Raw genomic sequence first — 18,569 nt, forward strand, 5'->3', positions numbered from 1 at the left:
AATAACAATATAATAAAAGTTGAATAAAACTAACAATAGAACGAAAACGTTATACATGTACTTTGTTGAATAGACATAGATAAAGTACAACTTCCATCAATGGGGGGATCCCCCATTGATGATTCGTTAAACTAACCGCGAACATGCCAGCAGTTATTCCCATCCTATCTTTTTTCCTTCTTAAGATGGAAGATAATCGCTCAAAAGTATCGGGATAATATGACTATTTTATGGACAAATTATCACCTATTAACTACAAGCAACATATAATTTTATTAAGTTAAATTTTTATATTTTGTAAACTTAAACAGTAAGTACAGGGAATATAAAGCTCAATTTTTCAAAACAACGTTTAATCCTTAAGTATAAAGAACTGCTTTGACAATGAATTAACATAGGAAAAGAAATATGAACAATACAAATTTTTGAAGATGAGTTTTATAAATAGAAAGATATGATTGGAAGTAAGATTATACTATTACAAAGAAACATTCATCTTTTAAGATGAGCGAGTACGAAAAAAATTAAATATGCATAAAAATCCCTACTTACTTTACTTGCTACACCCCATAACATCGAGATTTAATATCACTAGAAAGTTGGGATAATATGAAACTTATTTTACTATCTGGAGGATCAGGAAAACGTTTATGGCCACTATCAAATGACCCTAGATCCAAACAATTTTTAAAAATACTTCGTAACGAGCATGGTGTTCAGGAGTCCATGATTCAAAGAATTGTAGGACAAGTTCAATCTATCGGTTTAACAAAATCTACTTATATCGCGACTTGCAAATCACAAACTGATATTATTCAAAATCAGATTGACAATCAACTTCCTCTTATCGTCGAACCAGATCGACGAGATACCTTCCCCGCTATTGCTCTAGCATCAGTCTATCTCCACTCTGTCCTAAATGTTGATGGTAATGAGACTATTTGTATCATGCCTGTTGATGCGTATGTAGAAAATTCTTTCTTTGAATCCTTACTGAAACTTGAGCAAATTTTGACAGATTCAAACGCATCACTTGCACTTATGGGCGTTCGACCTTCACATCCTTCTGAACAGTATGGTTATATTACGACTACCCCTAGCCATTCTTCATCAGCACAAATACCTCCATATATGAAAGTTAACCAGTTTATTGAAAAACCACTACAAAGCAAGGCAAAAGAACTTATTCAACAAGAAGCTCTTTGGAATTGCGGCGTATTCGCTTTTAAATTAGGGTTTTTAATTCAATACCTAACTTCTATGAAAATACCCGTTCAGTATGAAGAACTTATACAACAATATTCCGTCCTTCCCCAAAGAAGCTTTGACTATGAAGTTGTAGAAAAATGCGATGATATTGTGGTAATACCCTATGAGGGAGCATGGCGTGACTTAGGAACTTGGAATACTCTTACAGAGATTATGGATACACAAATTATCGGAAATGGGATTTTAAGTAAAAATACCCTTAATACTCATATCATCAATGAACTAAATCTTCCTCTTGTTGTTGCAAATATCTGCAATGGCATTATAATAGCAAGTCCTGAAGGTATTTTGATAGCTGATAAACAGGAAAGTGAAAAAATTAAAGAACTTATTAATCACGAGAATTCAAGACCTATGTATGAAGAAAAACGTTGGGGAAATTACCGTGTTTTAGATTACGAGAAACTTAAAGATGGGAATGAAGTTTTAACCAAAAGGCTTAAAATTTTAGCTGGAAAAAATCTCAGTTATCAAATGCATTTTAAGCGCGAAGAAGTTTGGACAATTATTGCAGGAGAAGGCGAACTTATTATAGACGAAAAGTTCAAAATGATAAAACCTGGCGATGTTATTTACATTCCAGCTGGAACAATGCATGGAGCACGTGCTATTACTGACTTAGAATTCATTGAAGTCCAAATGGGAAGTAAGTTAATAGAAGATGATATTTTACGTACTCATATGACATGGGAAGAAATCGAATGCGATTTCAGATAAAGATTCCATACACGCCTATTATTAGGTATATTCCTTATTTACAGTAAAATTAGTAACCCGTCTATAACATTTCACTTACTTTTTTCATTAAATAAAATGAGAATGTACAAAGAAGTGAAAATGTGGATTCTTGTTATAATTTCATTGCCCTTCCAGTAAAATAATTCCCTGCTTTCGGAATTGCTTTTTTAGCAGGTGATGAGCCTATTTCTGAAAGTCAACCAATTCCTTTACCTAGTAATAATCCAAATTCAAACGTATCCATTCCCGTTCTTCTTGATGTGGAAAATAATAATCCTAAGAATGGACTTCGCGTCAAAACATCCGAAATATATCAACTTAATTATACATTAACAATCTCTTTGGATCACCTGCTACGTTAGTTACTGTTTTAGTTAGTGTGAATACTAGCACTATACTTGGGTTTGGAAGCTCATTTGCTGGTGTTAAGTTTCCGGAGCAACAATAACTTTAGCACCTGGAAGTGTTTTAGACTTTGCATTCGTTATGCCTCGTACTGAAACAATCACATCATTATCTAGTTTCTTTAGCGCGACAACAGGATTAGCTTTATTACCGAGTTCTGTAAACGTTCAAATACAAATATATGTTGCACCTGCAAGCAGTAATACTTTCAGTCCAGTCGGAACACCTTTATCACTTCCATCCTGTACTCTACTTTCTATTGGTGATACTTTTGCTAATATTCAAGCTCAATCTATAGCGGCATCTGCACAAGATAAAGTCTTATTAGTTATCTCTACAAATACACAAGGTATTAGTCTTGCAACTTCTATCGCAGGCTTTGCAAGCGCAGGTATAACGATTGACTAACTCTAATATTGATACGATTCTTTATTAAAGAAGAAAATGGTTAGCATTTAGAAACGGAGCAAACTCATCAATTTTAATAAAAAAACGGTAACAGTTCTATCCTCAGAACTGTTACCGTTTTTTATTTATATATGTTCTGTCTTCCGAAAAATCATTTCTATTTTCTTCTTACAGAAAAACATACACCTTATCCTAAAATATGATAGCCAGAATCCACATGAATATTCTCACCAGTCACACCGCTTGCTAGGTCACTGAATAAGAATAACGCTGTGTTTCCTACTTCTTCTTGTGTTACGTTACGACGAAGTGGAGCGCGTTCTTCAATTTGTTTTAAGATGCTGTTGAAGTCGCCAACACCTTTTGCAGATAATGTACGAATTGGCCCTGCTGAAACAGCGTTAACACGAATGTTATGCTTTCCTAAGTCGTTCGCTAAATATTTTACGCTCGCTTCTAACGATGCTTTTGCAACGCCCATTACGTTGTAGTTTGATACAACGCGCTCGCCCCCAAGGTACGTTAATGTAACGATGCTGCCGCCCTCTGTCATTACTTCTTTTGCTGCTCTTGATACAGCTGTTAAAGAGAATGAGCTAATATTTTGCGCTAATAAGAAACCGTTACGAGATGTATCAACGAACTCACCTTTTAAATCATCGCGCTCTGCGAATGCAATACAGTGAGCTAGTCCATGAACAACACCAACCTCTTCCTTAATTGTTTGGAAGCAGCTCGCGATATCTTCATCATTTGTTACATCACATGGTAATATAAGTGATTTTTGTCCCTCTAATGATTCTGCTAAATCACGTACATTCTTTTCTAAGCGTTCACCAGCATATGTGAAAATTAAGTTTGCTCCAGCATTATGTAATGAACGAGCAATGCCCCAAGCGATACTTCTTTGGTTCGCAACACCCATTACAACGATATTTTTTCCTTTTACATTGAGAAGATCCATATATTTATCCTCCTATATTTATACATTATAGTTGTTATTAGAACCTGGTACTATTTTTATATTAACATAAAATACTGTAAAGGCAAACAAAAATCACTAGCTCACCTTCACTAGTGATTCTTTGTTTCGCTAAAAAATCCCTCTAATCCTTCTTCCCAAGTTGGCATTTGCGAAAAACCATTTAATTTTAACATTTTGTTCTGTAAAATTGAATATTTCGGCCTCAATGCTTTTGCCCCAAACTCTTCGGTTGAAATAGGTACGACGTTTACTTTTTTATTTGCATAAGAAAAAATTTGCTTAGCAAATTCATACCAAGAACACGATCCACTATTTGATACATGATATATTCCATATAATGATGTATTCATGATTTTTTTTATCACGTGAACTAAGTCTTTTACATAGGTAGGAGATCCAATTTGATCAGAAACAATAGCTATAAGCTCTTTTTCTTCACTAATCCGTAACATCGTTTTCACAAAGTTATTTCCGTTCTTTCCGTAAAGCCATGACGTACGTATAATAAAGTATTGATCATGAAAACTTTTTACAAATTCCTCTCCTGCATATTTAGAAAGACCGTATACATTTACTGGTTCTGGTATATGCCATTCATGATACCCTTCTATTCTACTGCCGGAAAATACATAATCTGTACTGATATAAATAAACTTTGCCCCTAAACTTTGCGCCATAACCGTGACATTTCTTGTTCCAATTGCGTTTGTTACATAAGCTAAATCTTGTTCCTCTTCTGCCTGATCTACTTTTGTATAAGCAGCACAATGTATAATGATATGAGGCTTTATCGTTTTCATCACATGCTCTACTTGTGACATGTCGGTAATATTTAACGATTTCTTGTCAAATGGATATATTTCATACAACTCCGAGCCAAAATCCTCTACTATTTGTCTCCCTAATTGCCCATTTGCTCCCGTTATCATAATCCGTTCTTTCATCTGCGAGCCCCTTACTTTTCTTTTAACGGTCGCCACCACTGCTCGTTTTGTTCATACCAATGGACTGTTTCTTCTATCCCTTTCTTAAACGTATACGCCGGTTGCCATCCTAATTCTTGTTTTATTTTTTTTGCGTTAATTGCATAGCGGCGGTCGTGCCCTAAGCGATCCTTTACATGAAGAATATCATCTCTTCCTCTTTTTAGTAACGTCATAATCTGCTCTACAACTTCTATATTTGTTTTTTCATTATCTCCGCCAATATTATATACTTCTCCAAATTTCCCTTTATGCAGTACAACATCAATTGCACTACAATGGTCATTCACATGAAGCCAATCTCTAATATTCAATCCATCTCCATATAACGGTAATTTCTTCCCTTCTAGTGCATTTGTAATCATAAGTGGAATTAATTTCTCCGGATATTGATATGGTCCATAGTTATTAGAGCAACGCGTGACGATAATAGGTAATTGATACGTTTTATAGTATGATAAAGCAATCATATCTGCACTCGCCTTACTAGAAGAATATGGACTGCTCGGATCTAACGGTGTTTGTTCTGTAAATTTCCCTACTTCTCCTAATGAACCATATACCTCATCTGTTGAGACTTGCACCATTTTAATATGAGGATATTTTTTGACTAACTCTAATAACGTTACCGTCCCAATTATATTTGTCTCGTAGAAAGGCATAGGATTTTCAATACTGCGATCAACATGAGACTCGGCTGCAAAGTTAACAATAGCATCTACCTTGTATTTCTGAACAACATATTCTAAAAGCTCACGATTTTGAATGATTCCTTTTTGGAAAATATAGCGAGGATTTCGCTCAATAGAACGTAAATTTTCAAGATTACCACTATATGTTAATGCATCATAATTAATAACATGGTAATTATCGTATTGTTTCAATATATAATGAACAAAATTACTACCAATAAATCCAGCTCCGCCTGTTACTAATATATTCATAGACAACTCTCCTATTTAAAAACAACCTTGGCACTCAATAAGCAGTGGTAGTAGTTGATCTTTCTTTGATAAAGTAGGTTCTTTGACCGGCCATGGAATGTTCAAATCTTTATCTTTCCAAAATACACCGCTATCGTGCAGAGCACTATAGTACTCATCAACTTTGTACATAACAACTGTATGCGGAACAAGCGTACAAAATCCATGAGCAAAACCTTTTGGAACGAGCAATTGCCGGCGATTTTCTTCACTTAAAATATAACCTTGCCACCGTTTATAAGTAGGGGATTCTTTACGTAAATCAACAATGACATCATAAATAGCACCTTGTATAACTTGAACTAGTTTCGTTTGCGCTTTCGGTTTCCTTTGAAAATGCAAACCACGAATCGTACCTGCCTTCGCAGAAGAAGAGATATTATCTTGTACAAATGAATAGGTAATACCAATCTTCTCTAGTGTTTCTTTATTGTAACTTTCCATAAAAAAACCTCGGTCGTCTTTAAACAAATGTAGTTCTAACAATTTCACATCATGAAAAGACGTGTCAATTACTTTCATATACTCACCTACTCTCCATTGAACTGTTCTCCAAAGTCTATATTTCTTGCCAACGTATTCGCTCTTTGAAGAGAAGTGTGAGTTCCTGCATCCGTCCACCAGCCGCCTAACGTATTATAAGTAAGAAGTCCCTTTTGTAAATACCAATTGTTCAAATCTGTAACCTCAAGCTCACCTCTTGCTGATGGCTTTAGCTGCTTTACATATGAAAAGGCTTGTGCATCATACATATAAATGCCTGTAACTGCATATGAACTTTTCGGTTCTTTCGGCTTTTCTTCAATTCTAATAATTTTTCCATTTTTAATAGACGGTACGCCAAATCTTGTAGGGTTTTCTACCTCTTTTAGTAATACTTTTGCCCCTTGTTCTTGTTTCATATATTCTTCTACATATGGACGAAGATCGTCTGAAAAAATATTATCTCCAAGTATAACTAGCATTCGATCCATGTCAACGAAATGCTCGCATAATCCTAAAGCCTCTGCAATTCCTCCCGCACGGTCTTGCACGCGATAAGTAAACGATACACCAAATTCATCCCCGCTCCCTAAAAAATCCACAACAGCCCCCATGTGCTCTCTTCCGGTAATCACCATAATATCTGTAATTTCACATTGTTTTAATTTGTATATTGAATGATAAATCATCGGATATCGCCCAACTGGAAGGAGATGTTTATTTGTTACTTTCGTAATCGGATATAGTCTTGATCCCGTTCCTCCCGCTAAAATAACCCCCTTCATCACAATCACTCCCTTATGCTGGAAATGAACTATTCATATAATTACGCAAAAATGTTTTCTGATATTTTCCATATGCCAATGCATCAAAATCATCCCCATTATAATGAAGACACCATGGATGCATTTGGTTAAAAACCCCTACTAAATAACCTGCTTTGCGAAATTCAAATGACTGTGAAATATCATAAAAGTGAAATCCGTCAAATAAATGCTCTAATACATCTCTAAAAATAATACAATCAAACTGTTCTTTCTCATATGGTAAATCCATTGTTTCTATATTACCTTTGATTACATGATCCAATTTTGTTTTTGCGATTTGTGCTGCCTCTTCAAAAGCTTCGATACCAGAAACACGTATCCCCTTGTCTTTTATCGCAGCTCCTAACCCGCCTCGTGAACAACCAATATCAAGAACTTCCTTCCACTCAGCTTTAATATGCTTTAATAAATAAGGATTTGCACCTTCATAATAATTATCATGCTTTTCTCGATATAAAGAGGCGTCTTCTGTTTCCATTCCCTTCCCCTCCTATGCATACGCCGTCATCTATGTTATGCATGTGAAACGATTAAACTATACCCTACTAAATGTGCATCTATTCTACCAATAAGTGCGTTGCAAAAGGAGGCATATTGCTCATACCATCTTCCTAAATCGCCTCCCAATTCTTGAATTTTAATCACTTTTAATTGTTCTTTTTCTAATAAAATCATGATTTCTGCTAAATTATAACTCTGTTCAGCTTCCTCATTCTCCCCTTGAAGTTGAAATCGTTGTTCAATTCGTGTGTAGTAATTCGAATTAGGAAACGCCATAATGAGAACACCATCTCGATGTAATAAACGAGAAACACCTCTTATGACTGCTACCATATGTTCTCGGTACACAGGGCATGAAAGGAGGATAATAGAAAACTTTTCATTTAGAAATTTGCCCTCTAATTCATTAAGTTTCACATGCAATGTCGGTGCTACATATTCAGCAATATTTACAGCTTCTTTTTTCTCTTCAACACCAAAGAAATTTCCATTTCGATAACGCCACTTCATTTCAAGTAATGTTGCACCGCACCCCGCACCAATATGAAGGACATTCATCCCTTCTTTGTAATATATATCCGACAGTTGTAATAAATCGAAACGAATGAATAAATCACTAGATGGGAATCCCCATTTCTGTTGAAATTTTAACGCATTCGCATACAATAAAGCAGAATATTGGGGAATATTTTCTTTCCACGACACACTTCCGTAATGATGAACAAATGTATCACGGCATAAATATAGTCTATAACCCTTTTGGCGCATTCGGAGCGATAAATCATCATCTTCATAATTGCCTGGTGTAAACCGTTCATCTAGTAAACCAATCTCATTTAAAACCACTCTCTTTATAAGCATACAAAAGCCAATTAATTTTATTCTTTCTTCCCATTTCGTTGCATCACTTTGATTATACATAGCAGCAAACTCTTGCATCTCTTCTATCTGTGTATAAGGAACAGGAATTGTACTGTAATAAGAAGCACTGTTCGTTACCGGTCCTACAGCGGCTGTATCAGGCTGTTCATATAAACAAATTAATAAGTTCGTTAACCAGTTTTCTGTTACAACTACATCATTGTTTAATAATAAAATGTTGTCGCCTTTCGCTTTTTCAATTCCTTGATTGCAACCGCGCGGAAATCCAACGTTAGTAGTATTTTTCATAAGCAGTATATCCGGTTGTAATTGTAACCACTCTACAGTTCCATCTGTTGATGCATTATCGATAACAATTAACTCGTAACTTTCTTTTTTTGTATATTTCCTTATACTATCAATACACTGTTTTGTGTAATGGAGTTGGTTATGAGTTAACATAACAATACTTGTTAACATAAAACGCCCCTTCCCCTCGCATGCTATTTATACATCGAACTACCCGAAGTTTACGACGTTCCCTTTCTCCAGTACATTCCATAATGATCAATTTTAATGAGCGGTTCTGTAATCTTTCTCTCCTTTCGAAAATCAGTAACTGCCGCTTCACATGTTGGCAAAGCGTAATCATCAATAATAACGAAGCCACCTTCTGTTACTTTATCGTACAAATTTGTTAACCTATCCATTGTTGATTCATAAAGATTACCCATCTAGCCAAGCAATCGCTAGCTTCTCAATAGGTGCAGCTGGCAACGTATCTTTAAATCATCCCTTCAAAAATTTAACTTGCTCATCAAGCAAATCATATTTCTTAAAATTTTCTCGTACTTGTTCTAACGAAACACGTAAATAATCAAACGTATACAAAGTGTCCTCTGCATCTTGCGGATATTTCTTAACATTGGGCCTTGGTAATCCTTCAAACGAATCCGCTACCCATATTTTTTGGTTCGTTATACCATATGCTTGAAAAAAATCACGCATAAAAATGCATGATTCACCGCGCCATACACCTGTTTCAATAAAATTCTCTTCAATATTTTCTTTAACGACTGTCTCCAGTGCTGATTGTAATTGCTTCATTCGCATGCGACCAACCATACTGTGCGCAATAGCCGGCCAATCTAACCCCTGTAAGCGTGATTCGTAATTCGGTTTAACTTCTTGTATAAGTTTTAAATAGTGAGCTTATATATATTCTTTTACATAATACGGAACTGGAACCGTAACAGATAAATACAATTCATCCTCTTGCCAAATTTCGAATAAAATTGCCTTTTTCAACAGTTCAAGAAACAGCCCTCTCCCTAATTATCTTCCGATTCATGGTAGTAGAGATTCCTTTTTTCCAAACCATGATTCATTAACAATGTATTAATGATTTATTTTGTCTATTTTTGATGTTCCTATAGAGTTCCACTACTTATGAAAGCGGCAGCAATAATACAATTTTTGCAAAAGAAACCCTAAAGAAAATTTATGTTTTTCATTTTTATTTTATGATTATGAATTAACGCATTATCTCTACTCATATATGAATCCCAATATAACAACACCAAATTAAACCGTCCCTCATCTGACATTCGCCTACTTAAATCTAAACAACATATTTGCAAACAACAAAAAATCAGCTAAGATGGTAATAGTGTCTTTTTTAATAACAATGAGTCATAGAAAGGAATACAGTACGGTGAAAGATAAAAATTCTCGATATCAAATAGATTACGTTTTAATACTAATTGTACTTGCAATTGCTACAGTAAGTTGTTTTGCCATCGCAATGGCACAGCCGTCCTTGCCGCCAAAATTACAAAAGGTTAACTTCGTTGCCCAGCAAATTAAATGGTATGTAATTGGTGTGGTAGCAATTGTTGCCGTTATGGTAATCGACTTTGATCGTTATAAACAAATTTGCTGGTATTTATATGGATTCGCAATGGTTCTTCTTCTTGGACTCGAGTTTCATTTTCCAGGCGCAGTAACAATTAAAGGGGCAACCGCTTGGTACTCAATTCCAGGTATCGGTAATTTCCAACCGTCAGAAATCATGAAACTCTTTTTAATTCTTGTCGTTGGTCGTCTTATCGTAGATCATAATGAAAAATATGTAGTTCGCACACCACACGAAGATTTGCTCTTACTTGGAAAAATATTTGCAGCGAGCTTACCACCGCTATTGTTAATTGCAAAAGAACCGGATTTAGGAAATACGATGGTAATTTCAGCGATGCTTGCTGCGATGATTTTAGTATCCGGCGTTCGCTGGCGCTTTATTTTCGGGTTAGCAGGTATTGTCGTTGCAGTTGGTGCGCTCTTTGTATATATTTACTTTGCACACACCGCATTCTTCAAAGCACATATTTTACAAGAATACCAATTAGACCGTTTCTATGGTTGGTTAGCACCTTACGAATACCCAACGCAAGGTTATCAGTTAACCCAAGCTCTTTTAGCGACCGGATCAGGTGAGTTATACGGAAAAGGTTGGAACGGTGGACAAGTATACTTCCCTGAACCTCATACAGATTTTATCTTTACAAATATCGCTGAGAAGTTCGGATTTTTAGGAGGAAGCGTCGTTATTTCACTCTACTTCCTACTGATTTATCGTATGATTCACATTGCGCTAGAAAGTAATGATCCATACGGCAGTTATATATGCGCCGGAACAATCGGGATGTTTACATTCCAAGTATTCCAAAATGTCGGTATGACAATTGGACTACTTCCTATTACCGGTATTACATTACCGCTTTTAAGCTACGGTGGTAGTTCCTTGGTCACCTATATGATTGCGATTGGCTTCATTCTAAATGTACAGTCACGAACGAAGAAATTTATGTTTGATTAAACCATATCCGAGTGGATATGGTTTTTTTCTTACCCTCTTAGCGGTATACTAATCAAAAAAGAGTAGGTGATCTCATATGAAATATGATGTTATTGGCGATATTCACGGCTGTTTAGAGGAATTTACATCATTAACAAAACAGCTTGGCTATACATGGGATAGCGGGTTACCTGTTCATCCGCAAAAACGACAGCTTGCTTTCGTAGGCGATATTACAGATCGTGGTCCTCATTCTCTTCGAATGATTGAAATTGTATGGGAACTTGTCATACATAAAAAAGAAGCATATTATGCCCCGGGGAATCATTGTAATAAATTATATCGTTACTTTCTTGGTCGCAATGTACAAGTAACACACGGCTTAGAAACAACTGTTGCAGAATACGAGGCATTACACACACGCGATCAAAAAATTATCCAGAAAAAGTTTATTGACTTGTACGAACAATCACCGCTCTATCACGTGCTAGATAAGGGAAAACTCGTTGTTTGTCACGCTGGCATTCGCCAAGATTATATCGGAAGAAGCGATAAGAAAGTGCAAACTTTCGTTTTATACGGGGATATTACAGGTGAAAAGCACCCTGACGGTTCTCCTGTCCGCCGTGACTGGGCGAAGCATTATAATGGGGAGGCTTGGATTGTATATGGACATACACCTGTACAAGAACCTCGCTTCGTCAATCATACTGTGAATATCGATACTGGATCTGTATTTGGCGGAAAATTAACCGGGCTTCGTTATCCAGAAATAGAGACTGTTTCAGTTCCTTCTTCGATGCCGTTTGTACCGGAGAAATTTCGCTCTATTGACTAAAAAAAGCTGATGGAATCCTTATTCCATCAGCTTTTTCATATCCTCGGGCAACTCCGCATGAAATGTCAGTTGCTTTTCCAATATGGGATGATAAAATGTTAAACTTGTGCTATGCAGTGCCTGCCTTTTTATTTCATCCGTTTTTCCGCCGTACAAATCGTCACCAAGTAACGCATGACCAAGATGCACCATATGTACTCTAATTTGATGCGTACGCCCTGTTTCTAATTGAAGTGCTACATGCGTTTTATTTTTCCATCTTTTTTGTACATGAAAATGAGTCACAGCTCGCTGCCCATCCCCGCGGACTATGCGCTCAATAATACTATCATCTTTTCGTGCAATCGGAGCATCAATTGTTCCACTATCCTCTGCTATCATTCCATGAACAATTGCTTCGTATGTTCTTTTCACTTGTTTTTGCTGATGTTGTTTCGATAACAAGTGGTGAATAAAACGATTTTTGGCAATTAACATTAAACCGGATGTATCTCGGTCAAGCCTTGTGACGATATGTACTGTACTTGCAAGATTTTGCTGATCATAATAATGCAAAAGAGCATTTGCTACACTCCCGCTCGGATGCTCTCTTGACGGAATTGTTGACATATAAGCCCTTTTATTAATAACAAGGACCGAATCATCTTCATACACAACTGAAAGAGGGATATTCTCACTTAGCATCCCTTCACTTCTTTGCTCAGGTGGGAAACATACTGCTAACTTTTCACCTTCTTGCAAAACATGACGCACATTTACATGATGTTCATTGACTTCAATCACACCGCCATGAAACTTTATATCAGTTAACGCTGCTTTCGAAATACCTTTCGCTTTCAAAAATTCTCGAATAAGCATTCCTTCATCAGCTTTTGTTATACACCACGTTAACATAAACCTTCTCAATTGCATAGCTCTCTTCTAACCCTCTCTAATGGTGTGTTCAAAATGAAAAACCGCCCACGAATAGCGGATTCAACATCTAGACCGCTGCTCCGCAGAAACAAAGGAACCCGCTACTTACTTTCTAACCCTTGCATGTGGAAAAAAAAGGCCCTGACCGCTTCTACGCATGGCCAGACGCTCTCGCCTACTTAAAAAGAAAGAAGGTTTGTGTCGTTTTTTCAATTTATATTGATATAGCAGCGGAAAAACACCCGCCGCTATAAGATTTCCCTTACTGATCCGCGACAAACGAATCGCGCACTCGCTTCCAAAATGGAAATGGGCGAAACCTAACAAATCGAACTCTTTGATCTGCCACTCGGTATTGAATTGATTTAACATCTTGATGCACCATCGCTAAATGATCAATTGTAATTTGCAAGTTCATTCCGGTAACTGGTCTTAACGCACATGTATGATGCTTCGGTAATACGAGCGGAGATCCAACCGTACGGAAAACGCGATTATTAATGGACGCCATTTCCGTAACTTGAATTGCTTCTAAAGACGGGTGAATAATTGCACCGCCTAGCGCTTTATTATACGCAGTACTACCAGAAGGTGTTGAAATACAGAGACCATCGCCGCGGAATGTTTCAAAATATTCACCGCGAATTTCTACATCCATAACAAGTGTTCCTTCACTGCTTTTTACCGTCGCTTCATTTAGCGCTAAATATTGTGATTCTTTATTCCCATTCATATAACGAATAATGACCTCTAATAATGGATATTCAACAACTTGAAAAGGCGTTTTCGCAATCGCAATGACAAGCTTCTCAACTTCTGTCGGTAACCAATCTGCATAAAACCCTAAATGCCCAGTATGCACTCCGACAAATGCTGTTTTGTCTAACCGATTCTGGTAGCGATGAAACGCATGCAGCAGCGTTCCGTCTCCTCCAACAGAAATTACAATATCTGGCTCATTTTCATCCATTGTAAATTCAAAATCACATAAGTACTCCATCATCGTACTCATAAGCGCATTTGATGATTGATCTCCCTTTGACATAATTGCAAATTTCATCGCCCAACACCCTTTAGTTTATTATTCTGTTTCCTTCGATTCTTTTTTGCGTGAAAAAATCTTTTGTGCTTCTTTAATTTCAAGACGAATCGAAGACATCTCTTCGTCTAATAAGTAAGCTGCTTCAGCTGCGCGCTGCAAACGCACTTTAATATCTTCTGGAAAACGTCCACGATATTTATAATTTAAAGAATGCTCGATTGTTGCCCAAAAATTCATTGCTAACGTTCGAATTTGGATTTCAACTAATACTTTTTTCTCTCCACGAATCGTTTGCACTGGGTAACCAATAACAACGTGATAGGAGCGATATCCACTTTCTTTCTTTTGCGTCACGTAATCGCGTTCTTCCACAATTTCAAAATCGTTACGTTTTCGTAAGTACTCTACAACTGGCTTAATATCATCCACAAATTGACACATCATCCGAAGCCCCGCAATGTCTTGCATCTCTTCTTGCAAACGACTAAGCGGAATGTTTCGTTTTTCTGCTTTATCAATAATACTAGCAACAGATTTGACTCTGCCTGTTACAAACTCAATCGGCGAATGTTCGGCAAACATTTCAAACTGAGAACGCATTCCTTTTAATTTTACTTTCAATTCTCCTACAGCTTGATGATAGGGAGCTAAAAATTCTTCCCAATTTCGATCCAATGTAACCACCACCAAAACAAATCAGTTTCTTTTCCCTCACTGAAAGCTTCCCTTTACAGAAACACTCTTTCTACTTCATTTACGAGTTCCTCACCGTAATTTGCATTTCCTTCAATATTTCCAATCAAATACTCTAATTCTTCTTTCATTTGTTCTAACTCAATTTCAACGTCTTGAATACGAACAAACATCTTTTCATCGTTCTTCATTGCATGTTTTAACTCTTCCCAACACGTTTGCGGGATACTTACGTAAATAAAGGATGTTTCATTCTCTAAAATATATAAAAATGATAAATTATCTGAGTCCACAAGCACATGACTACGCGCTTTCAATTCTTCTACACATAACTCTATATTTTCTGCACAAAAAATAAGAGCATTCTCTCTTTTTTCTACGCTCTTAACTTGAATTTTATTTTGCATACTTTAACTCCTCCATATTATACTTCCTGTCATAATCAACACTTTCATTGTAACATAACATACACTGAAACAAATAAAACATTGATTGAAATTTAGGAAAAAGCGATAATGAGTAACGGATATTTCATAAAAGGAGCGTACATATGAAACAAGAAATTGAAATTGAATTTAAAAATATGGTTACAAAAGAGGAATTCCATTCTTTATGTCACACATTTTCCATTACAACATTCGCAAAACAAGTTAATCATTATTTCGAAACACCAGCATTTTCATTAAAAAACGCCGGTGCTGCCCTTCGTATTCGCTATAAAAATAACACATATACGCTAACACTAAAACAGCCAGCAGAGATTGGCTTATTAGAAACACATCAAACGTTAACAGAAGAAGAAGCAAACATAATGATTGAAACAAATACATTAATCGAGGGTGCCGTTTCTAAGCAATTAGAAACCCTCCAAATTCCTGTTTCTTCACTACAGTATATGGGAAGCTTAACAACTGAACGAGCAGAAACAACCTTTGAAGTCGGTACACTCGTATTCGATCATAGTTTTTATTACGAGCATGATGATTATGAAATCGAATATGAAGTAAGCGATGAGCAGGCCGGACAAGCTGCATTTTCTTCTTTCTTAAAGGCGCATAATATTCCTGTCAGACATACAAAAAATAAAGTACAACGCTTTTTTCTTGCCAAAGAGCAAAAAGAGAAATAAACTAGCAAAGGATTGATTAAGAGCTATTTATTTGCCCTTCATAACAATCCGTTGCTACAATAAAGTGAAACTTCCTCTTGTGAGACGTTTTTCCTCACAAGAGGTTAGCTGAACCAATCGGGTTCTTACGGACAGTTTCTCATCTTGAGATACTTAAAATTACTGCCCGTTAGAGCGGGATAAAGTGAAACTTCCTCTTGTGAGACGTTTTTCCTCACAAGAGGTTAGCTGAACCAATCGGGTTCTTACGGGCAGTTTCTCATCTTGAGATACTTAAAATTACTGCCCGTTAGAGCGGGATAAAGTGAAACTTCCTTCAGGGGCGCCTTTTCCACTGAAGGAAAGCTCTCACCAATCGGGTTCTTATGGGCAGTTTTTCATCGTGAGACACTTGAAGATACTGCCCGTTAGAGCGGGGTAAAGTGAAACTTCCTTCAGGGGCGCCTTTTCCACTGAAGGAAAGCTCTCACCAATCAGGCCTTACATTATCTCTTGCCTATTTCTTTGTCTTACTACAAAAATAGCGGGGATAGATATATATTTGATGGAAAAAGGAGTTACAAGGATGAACAAGCAACCAACGACACCATTTGAAGCAATTGGCGGTGAACAAGGCATTGCAAAATTAGTCGACACATTTTATTCCTATGTCAGTAAACACCCTGACTTATCTCCCATCTTCCCAGACGATTTAACAGAAACTGCTAGGAAGCAAAAACAATTTTTAACGCAATATTTAGGAGGACCGAGCCTTTATACAGAAGAACATGGTCACCCAATGCTACGCGCTCGTCATCTGCCATTCGAAATTACACCAAAGCGGGCAAAAGCCTGGCTCTCATGTATGGAGCAAGCGATGGATGATACAGATGTAAATGGACCGATTCGTGATTTTGTATTTGAACGTTTGACATTAACTGCACAGCATATGGTTAATACTCCTGAAACAGGTGAAGCTTAATGGATAAACAGGAAATAAAACGTACTGTGCCAATCTCTCCTTCAAAATGTGAACCTAAGTCTGTAGAAGCATATTTATTTATTGATCCACTCTGTAAAGATTGTTGGGAAATTGAGCCAATCATAATTAAATTATGGCTCGAATATGGAAAATACTTTTCACTCCGTCACATCGTTACTGGTAAAGTAGAAGGGGCTATTTCCCCATCACACAAATGGAATAAACCTGCTAATATTCGATTTGTGTGGGAGAAAACAACAAGTTTACAAGGGTTTTCTTGCGACGGAAAAGTATATACGCACGGCGGCGCATCAACTCCGTATGTCACTTCAATTGCAATTAAAGCGGCAGAATTACAAGGTCGAAAAGCAGGTTCGAAATTTTTACGAAAACTACAAGAGTCTATTTTACTTGAAAATATAGCGAAACCAACTATAGATACGCTGCTCACATGTGCAAAGCAAAGTGGAATTGATGCGAAAGAATTCAAACAAGATTTGAATTCTGTAAGTGCGGCAAAAGCATTTCAATGTGATTTAAAATTCACGAATGAAATGCACATTACAGAAATTCCTTCTCTCGTGTTCTTTCATGCGAATTCAAATGAAGAAGGAATTAAAATTGGCGGTATTTATTGTTACGATGTATATGTACAAGTATTAAAAGAAATTGTAAAAGAAGACATCGAGCCACAGCCACTTCCTTCTCTAGAACTATTACTAGAGCATGTTCAATTTATGTCTACAAAAGAAATTGCTTTTATTTATAATTACTCTGAAAACGAAGCAGAACGAGAAATGAAAAAATTGTTATTGAAGAGAAAAGTAAGCATGATTGATATAAAACGAGAACGATATTGGAAATGGATTACAAAAGAAAACGACCTAGTGTAAACACTAGGTCGTTTTCTTTACGGCTTATAAAAATATTAAAGGGGATGGGAGAAATTTCACGTTCAAACAAAGGGGTATATGTTTGTATGTGAATTCGTTCACGTTTATTATATTACAAGATTCGACGTTAATTGACAACCTTTTTTGTTTAATTTCACATTTCTGTCACATTCTAAACGTTTTCATTTTAGAATACAATATATAAAGAGTCTTTTTAGGAGGGTTTTCATTGAAAAAATCCTATCTTGTATTATTCCTTTGTATTATTTTTTTGTTTTTTTGTTTATACATTCTCTCATTATTACAAGTGTTTCCGCTTATTTTAGCACTTCCCCTTTTATTTGGAGCAATTATATTCGCTGTATCTTATTTCACTAACCAAAAGCGTTTTAAAGGATTTTAAATACAGTGAAACTTCCATCAGTGGGGGTTTTTTTCATCCCCATTGATGAAAAGCCCTCATCAATCGGGCTTTTACAGGGAATTATCCCCCACCTCTATTCTTTAGAAAAGCCGAAGTGGCTCGTCCAGAATGTGAGGGGGATGGAGCTTCTGACGTAGAGGTGTTTTTTACCTCGTACGAAGAAGCGAAGCCACCGAACATTCTAGCCACTGGAACTGGACAACAAAGAAATGTGGAAGTGGCTCGTCCAGAATGTGAGGAGGATGGAGCTTCTGACGTAGAGGTGTTTTTTACCTCGTACGAAGAAGCGAAGCCACCGAACATTCTAGCCACTGGAACTGGACAACAAAGAAATGTGGAAGTGGCTCGTCCAGAATGTGAGGAGGATGGAGCTTCTG

General features: G+C 36.6%; 18 protein-coding genes and 2 pseudogenes. 8 read left to right on the forward strand and 12 right to left on the reverse strand.

Annotated elements, in window-relative coordinates; all coding sequences use genetic code 11:
- Window positions 1-609: 609 nt before the first annotated feature.
- Both AB1280_RS11770 and AB1280_RS11775 read left to right on the forward strand, forming a co-directional pair.
- Window positions 610-1,986: a sugar phosphate nucleotidyltransferase gene (locus AB1280_RS11770; protein WP_429755905.1), complete on the forward strand. Its 1,377-nt coding sequence runs from the start codon at window positions 610-612 to the stop codon at window positions 1,984-1,986.
- 465 nt (window positions 1,987-2,451) lie between these two features.
- Window positions 2,452-2,820, forward strand: coding sequence for an exosporium glycoprotein BclB-related protein (locus AB1280_RS11775; RefSeq protein ID WP_429757333.1), 369 nt, complete (start codon window positions 2,452-2,454; stop codon window positions 2,818-2,820).
- Between the two features lie 187 nt (window positions 2,821-3,007).
- Here the strand turns inward: AB1280_RS11775 and fabI are convergent, their stop codons facing one another.
- From fabI to AB1280_RS11815, 8 genes and pseudogenes are all read right to left on the reverse strand, one after another.
- Window positions 3,008-3,784: an enoyl-ACP reductase FabI gene (gene fabI / locus AB1280_RS11780; RefSeq protein WP_035437171.1), complete on the reverse strand. Its 777-nt coding sequence runs from the start codon at window positions 3,782-3,784 to the stop codon at window positions 3,008-3,010.
- A 110-nt stretch (window positions 3,785-3,894) separates the two neighbouring features.
- Entirely contained in the window at window positions 3,895-4,749 is an 855-nt protein-coding gene (rfbD, locus tag AB1280_RS11785; protein ID WP_272187345.1) for a dTDP-4-dehydrorhamnose reductase, read from the reverse strand.
- A gap of 11 nt (window positions 4,750-4,760) precedes the next feature.
- Entirely contained in the window at window positions 4,761-5,732 is a 972-nt protein-coding gene (rfbB, locus tag AB1280_RS11790) for a dTDP-glucose 4,6-dehydratase (RefSeq protein WP_035437175.1), read from the reverse strand.
- A 15-nt stretch (window positions 5,733-5,747) separates the two neighbouring features.
- On the reverse strand, window positions 5,748-6,293 hold the full coding sequence (gene rfbC / locus AB1280_RS11795; protein WP_035437178.1) for a dTDP-4-dehydrorhamnose 3,5-epimerase: 546 nt from the start codon (window positions 6,291-6,293) through the stop codon (window positions 5,748-5,750).
- Between the two features lie 8 nt (window positions 6,294-6,301).
- Window positions 6,302-7,039, reverse strand: coding sequence for a sugar phosphate nucleotidyltransferase (locus tag AB1280_RS11800; protein ID WP_429755906.1), 738 nt, complete (start codon window positions 7,037-7,039; stop codon window positions 6,302-6,304).
- 13 nt (window positions 7,040-7,052) lie between these two features.
- Entirely contained in the window at window positions 7,053-7,559 is a 507-nt protein-coding gene (locus AB1280_RS11805; RefSeq protein ID WP_429755907.1) for a glycosyltransferase, read from the reverse strand.
- A gap of 272 nt (window positions 7,560-7,831) precedes the next feature.
- Window positions 7,832-8,923, reverse strand: a pseudogene (locus AB1280_RS11810) (glycosyltransferase); the annotation flags it as partial.
- 50 nt (window positions 8,924-8,973) lie between these two features.
- Window positions 8,974-9,766 (reverse strand): annotated as a pseudogene (locus AB1280_RS11815) (TylF/MycF family methyltransferase).
- Window positions 9,767-10,157: 391 nt separating this feature from the next.
- Here AB1280_RS11815 and AB1280_RS11820 point away from each other — a divergent pair.
- Together AB1280_RS11820 and prpE are read left to right on the forward strand one after the other, a co-directional pair.
- A complete protein-coding gene (locus AB1280_RS11820) occupies window positions 10,158-11,318 on the forward strand; it encodes an FtsW/RodA/SpoVE family cell cycle protein (RefSeq protein ID WP_272187475.1) in 1,161 nt (386 codons plus the stop codon).
- A 76-nt stretch (window positions 11,319-11,394) separates the two neighbouring features.
- A complete protein-coding gene (prpE, locus tag AB1280_RS11825; protein ID WP_272187341.1) occupies window positions 11,395-12,135 on the forward strand; it encodes a bis(5'-nucleosyl)-tetraphosphatase PrpE in 741 nt (246 codons plus the stop codon).
- An 18-nt stretch (window positions 12,136-12,153) separates the two neighbouring features.
- Here prpE and AB1280_RS11830 read toward each other — a convergent pair whose 3' ends face one another.
- From AB1280_RS11830 to AB1280_RS11845, 4 genes are all read right to left on the reverse strand, one after another.
- Complete coding sequence (locus tag AB1280_RS11830; protein ID WP_429755908.1) at window positions 12,154-13,041, reverse strand: RluA family pseudouridine synthase; 888 nt, start codon at window positions 13,039-13,041, stop codon at window positions 12,154-12,156.
- A gap of 271 nt (window positions 13,042-13,312) precedes the next feature.
- Complete coding sequence (locus AB1280_RS11835) at window positions 13,313-14,110, reverse strand: NAD kinase (protein ID WP_272187339.1); 798 nt, start codon at window positions 14,108-14,110, stop codon at window positions 13,313-13,315.
- Window positions 14,111-14,131: 21 nt separating this feature from the next.
- Complete coding sequence (locus tag AB1280_RS11840; RefSeq protein ID WP_272187338.1) at window positions 14,132-14,767, reverse strand: GTP pyrophosphokinase; 636 nt, start codon at window positions 14,765-14,767, stop codon at window positions 14,132-14,134.
- 53 nt (window positions 14,768-14,820) lie between these two features.
- Window positions 14,821-15,192, reverse strand: a complete 372-nt coding sequence (locus AB1280_RS11845; protein ID WP_272187337.1) for a hypothetical protein — start codon at window positions 15,190-15,192, stop codon at window positions 14,821-14,823.
- A 143-nt stretch (window positions 15,193-15,335) separates the two neighbouring features.
- Between AB1280_RS11845 and AB1280_RS11850 the strand changes: the two genes are divergently transcribed.
- The 4 genes from AB1280_RS11850 to AB1280_RS11865 all read left to right on the forward strand — a co-directional run bounded on the left by AB1280_RS11850 (window position 15,336) and on the right by AB1280_RS11865 (window position 18,171).
- Window positions 15,336-15,914: a CYTH domain-containing protein gene (locus AB1280_RS11850; RefSeq protein ID WP_429755909.1), complete on the forward strand. Its 579-nt coding sequence runs from the start codon at window positions 15,336-15,338 to the stop codon at window positions 15,912-15,914.
- Between the two features lie 565 nt (window positions 15,915-16,479).
- Window positions 16,480-16,875, forward strand: coding sequence for a globin (locus tag AB1280_RS11855; protein ID WP_272187335.1), 396 nt, complete (start codon window positions 16,480-16,482; stop codon window positions 16,873-16,875).
- A complete protein-coding gene (locus AB1280_RS11860; RefSeq protein WP_272187334.1) occupies window positions 16,875-17,768 on the forward strand; it encodes a ClpXP adapter SpxH family protein in 894 nt (297 codons plus the stop codon). Before AB1280_RS11855 ends, AB1280_RS11860 begins: the two co-directional genes overlap by 1 nt.
- A gap of 229 nt (window positions 17,769-17,997) precedes the next feature.
- A complete protein-coding gene (locus AB1280_RS11865) occupies window positions 17,998-18,171 on the forward strand; it encodes a hypothetical protein (RefSeq protein WP_429755910.1) in 174 nt (57 codons plus the stop codon).
- Window positions 18,172-18,569: the final 398 nt, after the last annotated feature.

Origin of the sequence: Bacillus sp. S10(2024), assembly GCF_050473865.1 — a bacterium.
In the GTDB taxonomy this organism is placed as follows: domain Bacteria; phylum Bacillota; class Bacilli; order Bacillales; family Bacillaceae_G; genus Bacillus_A.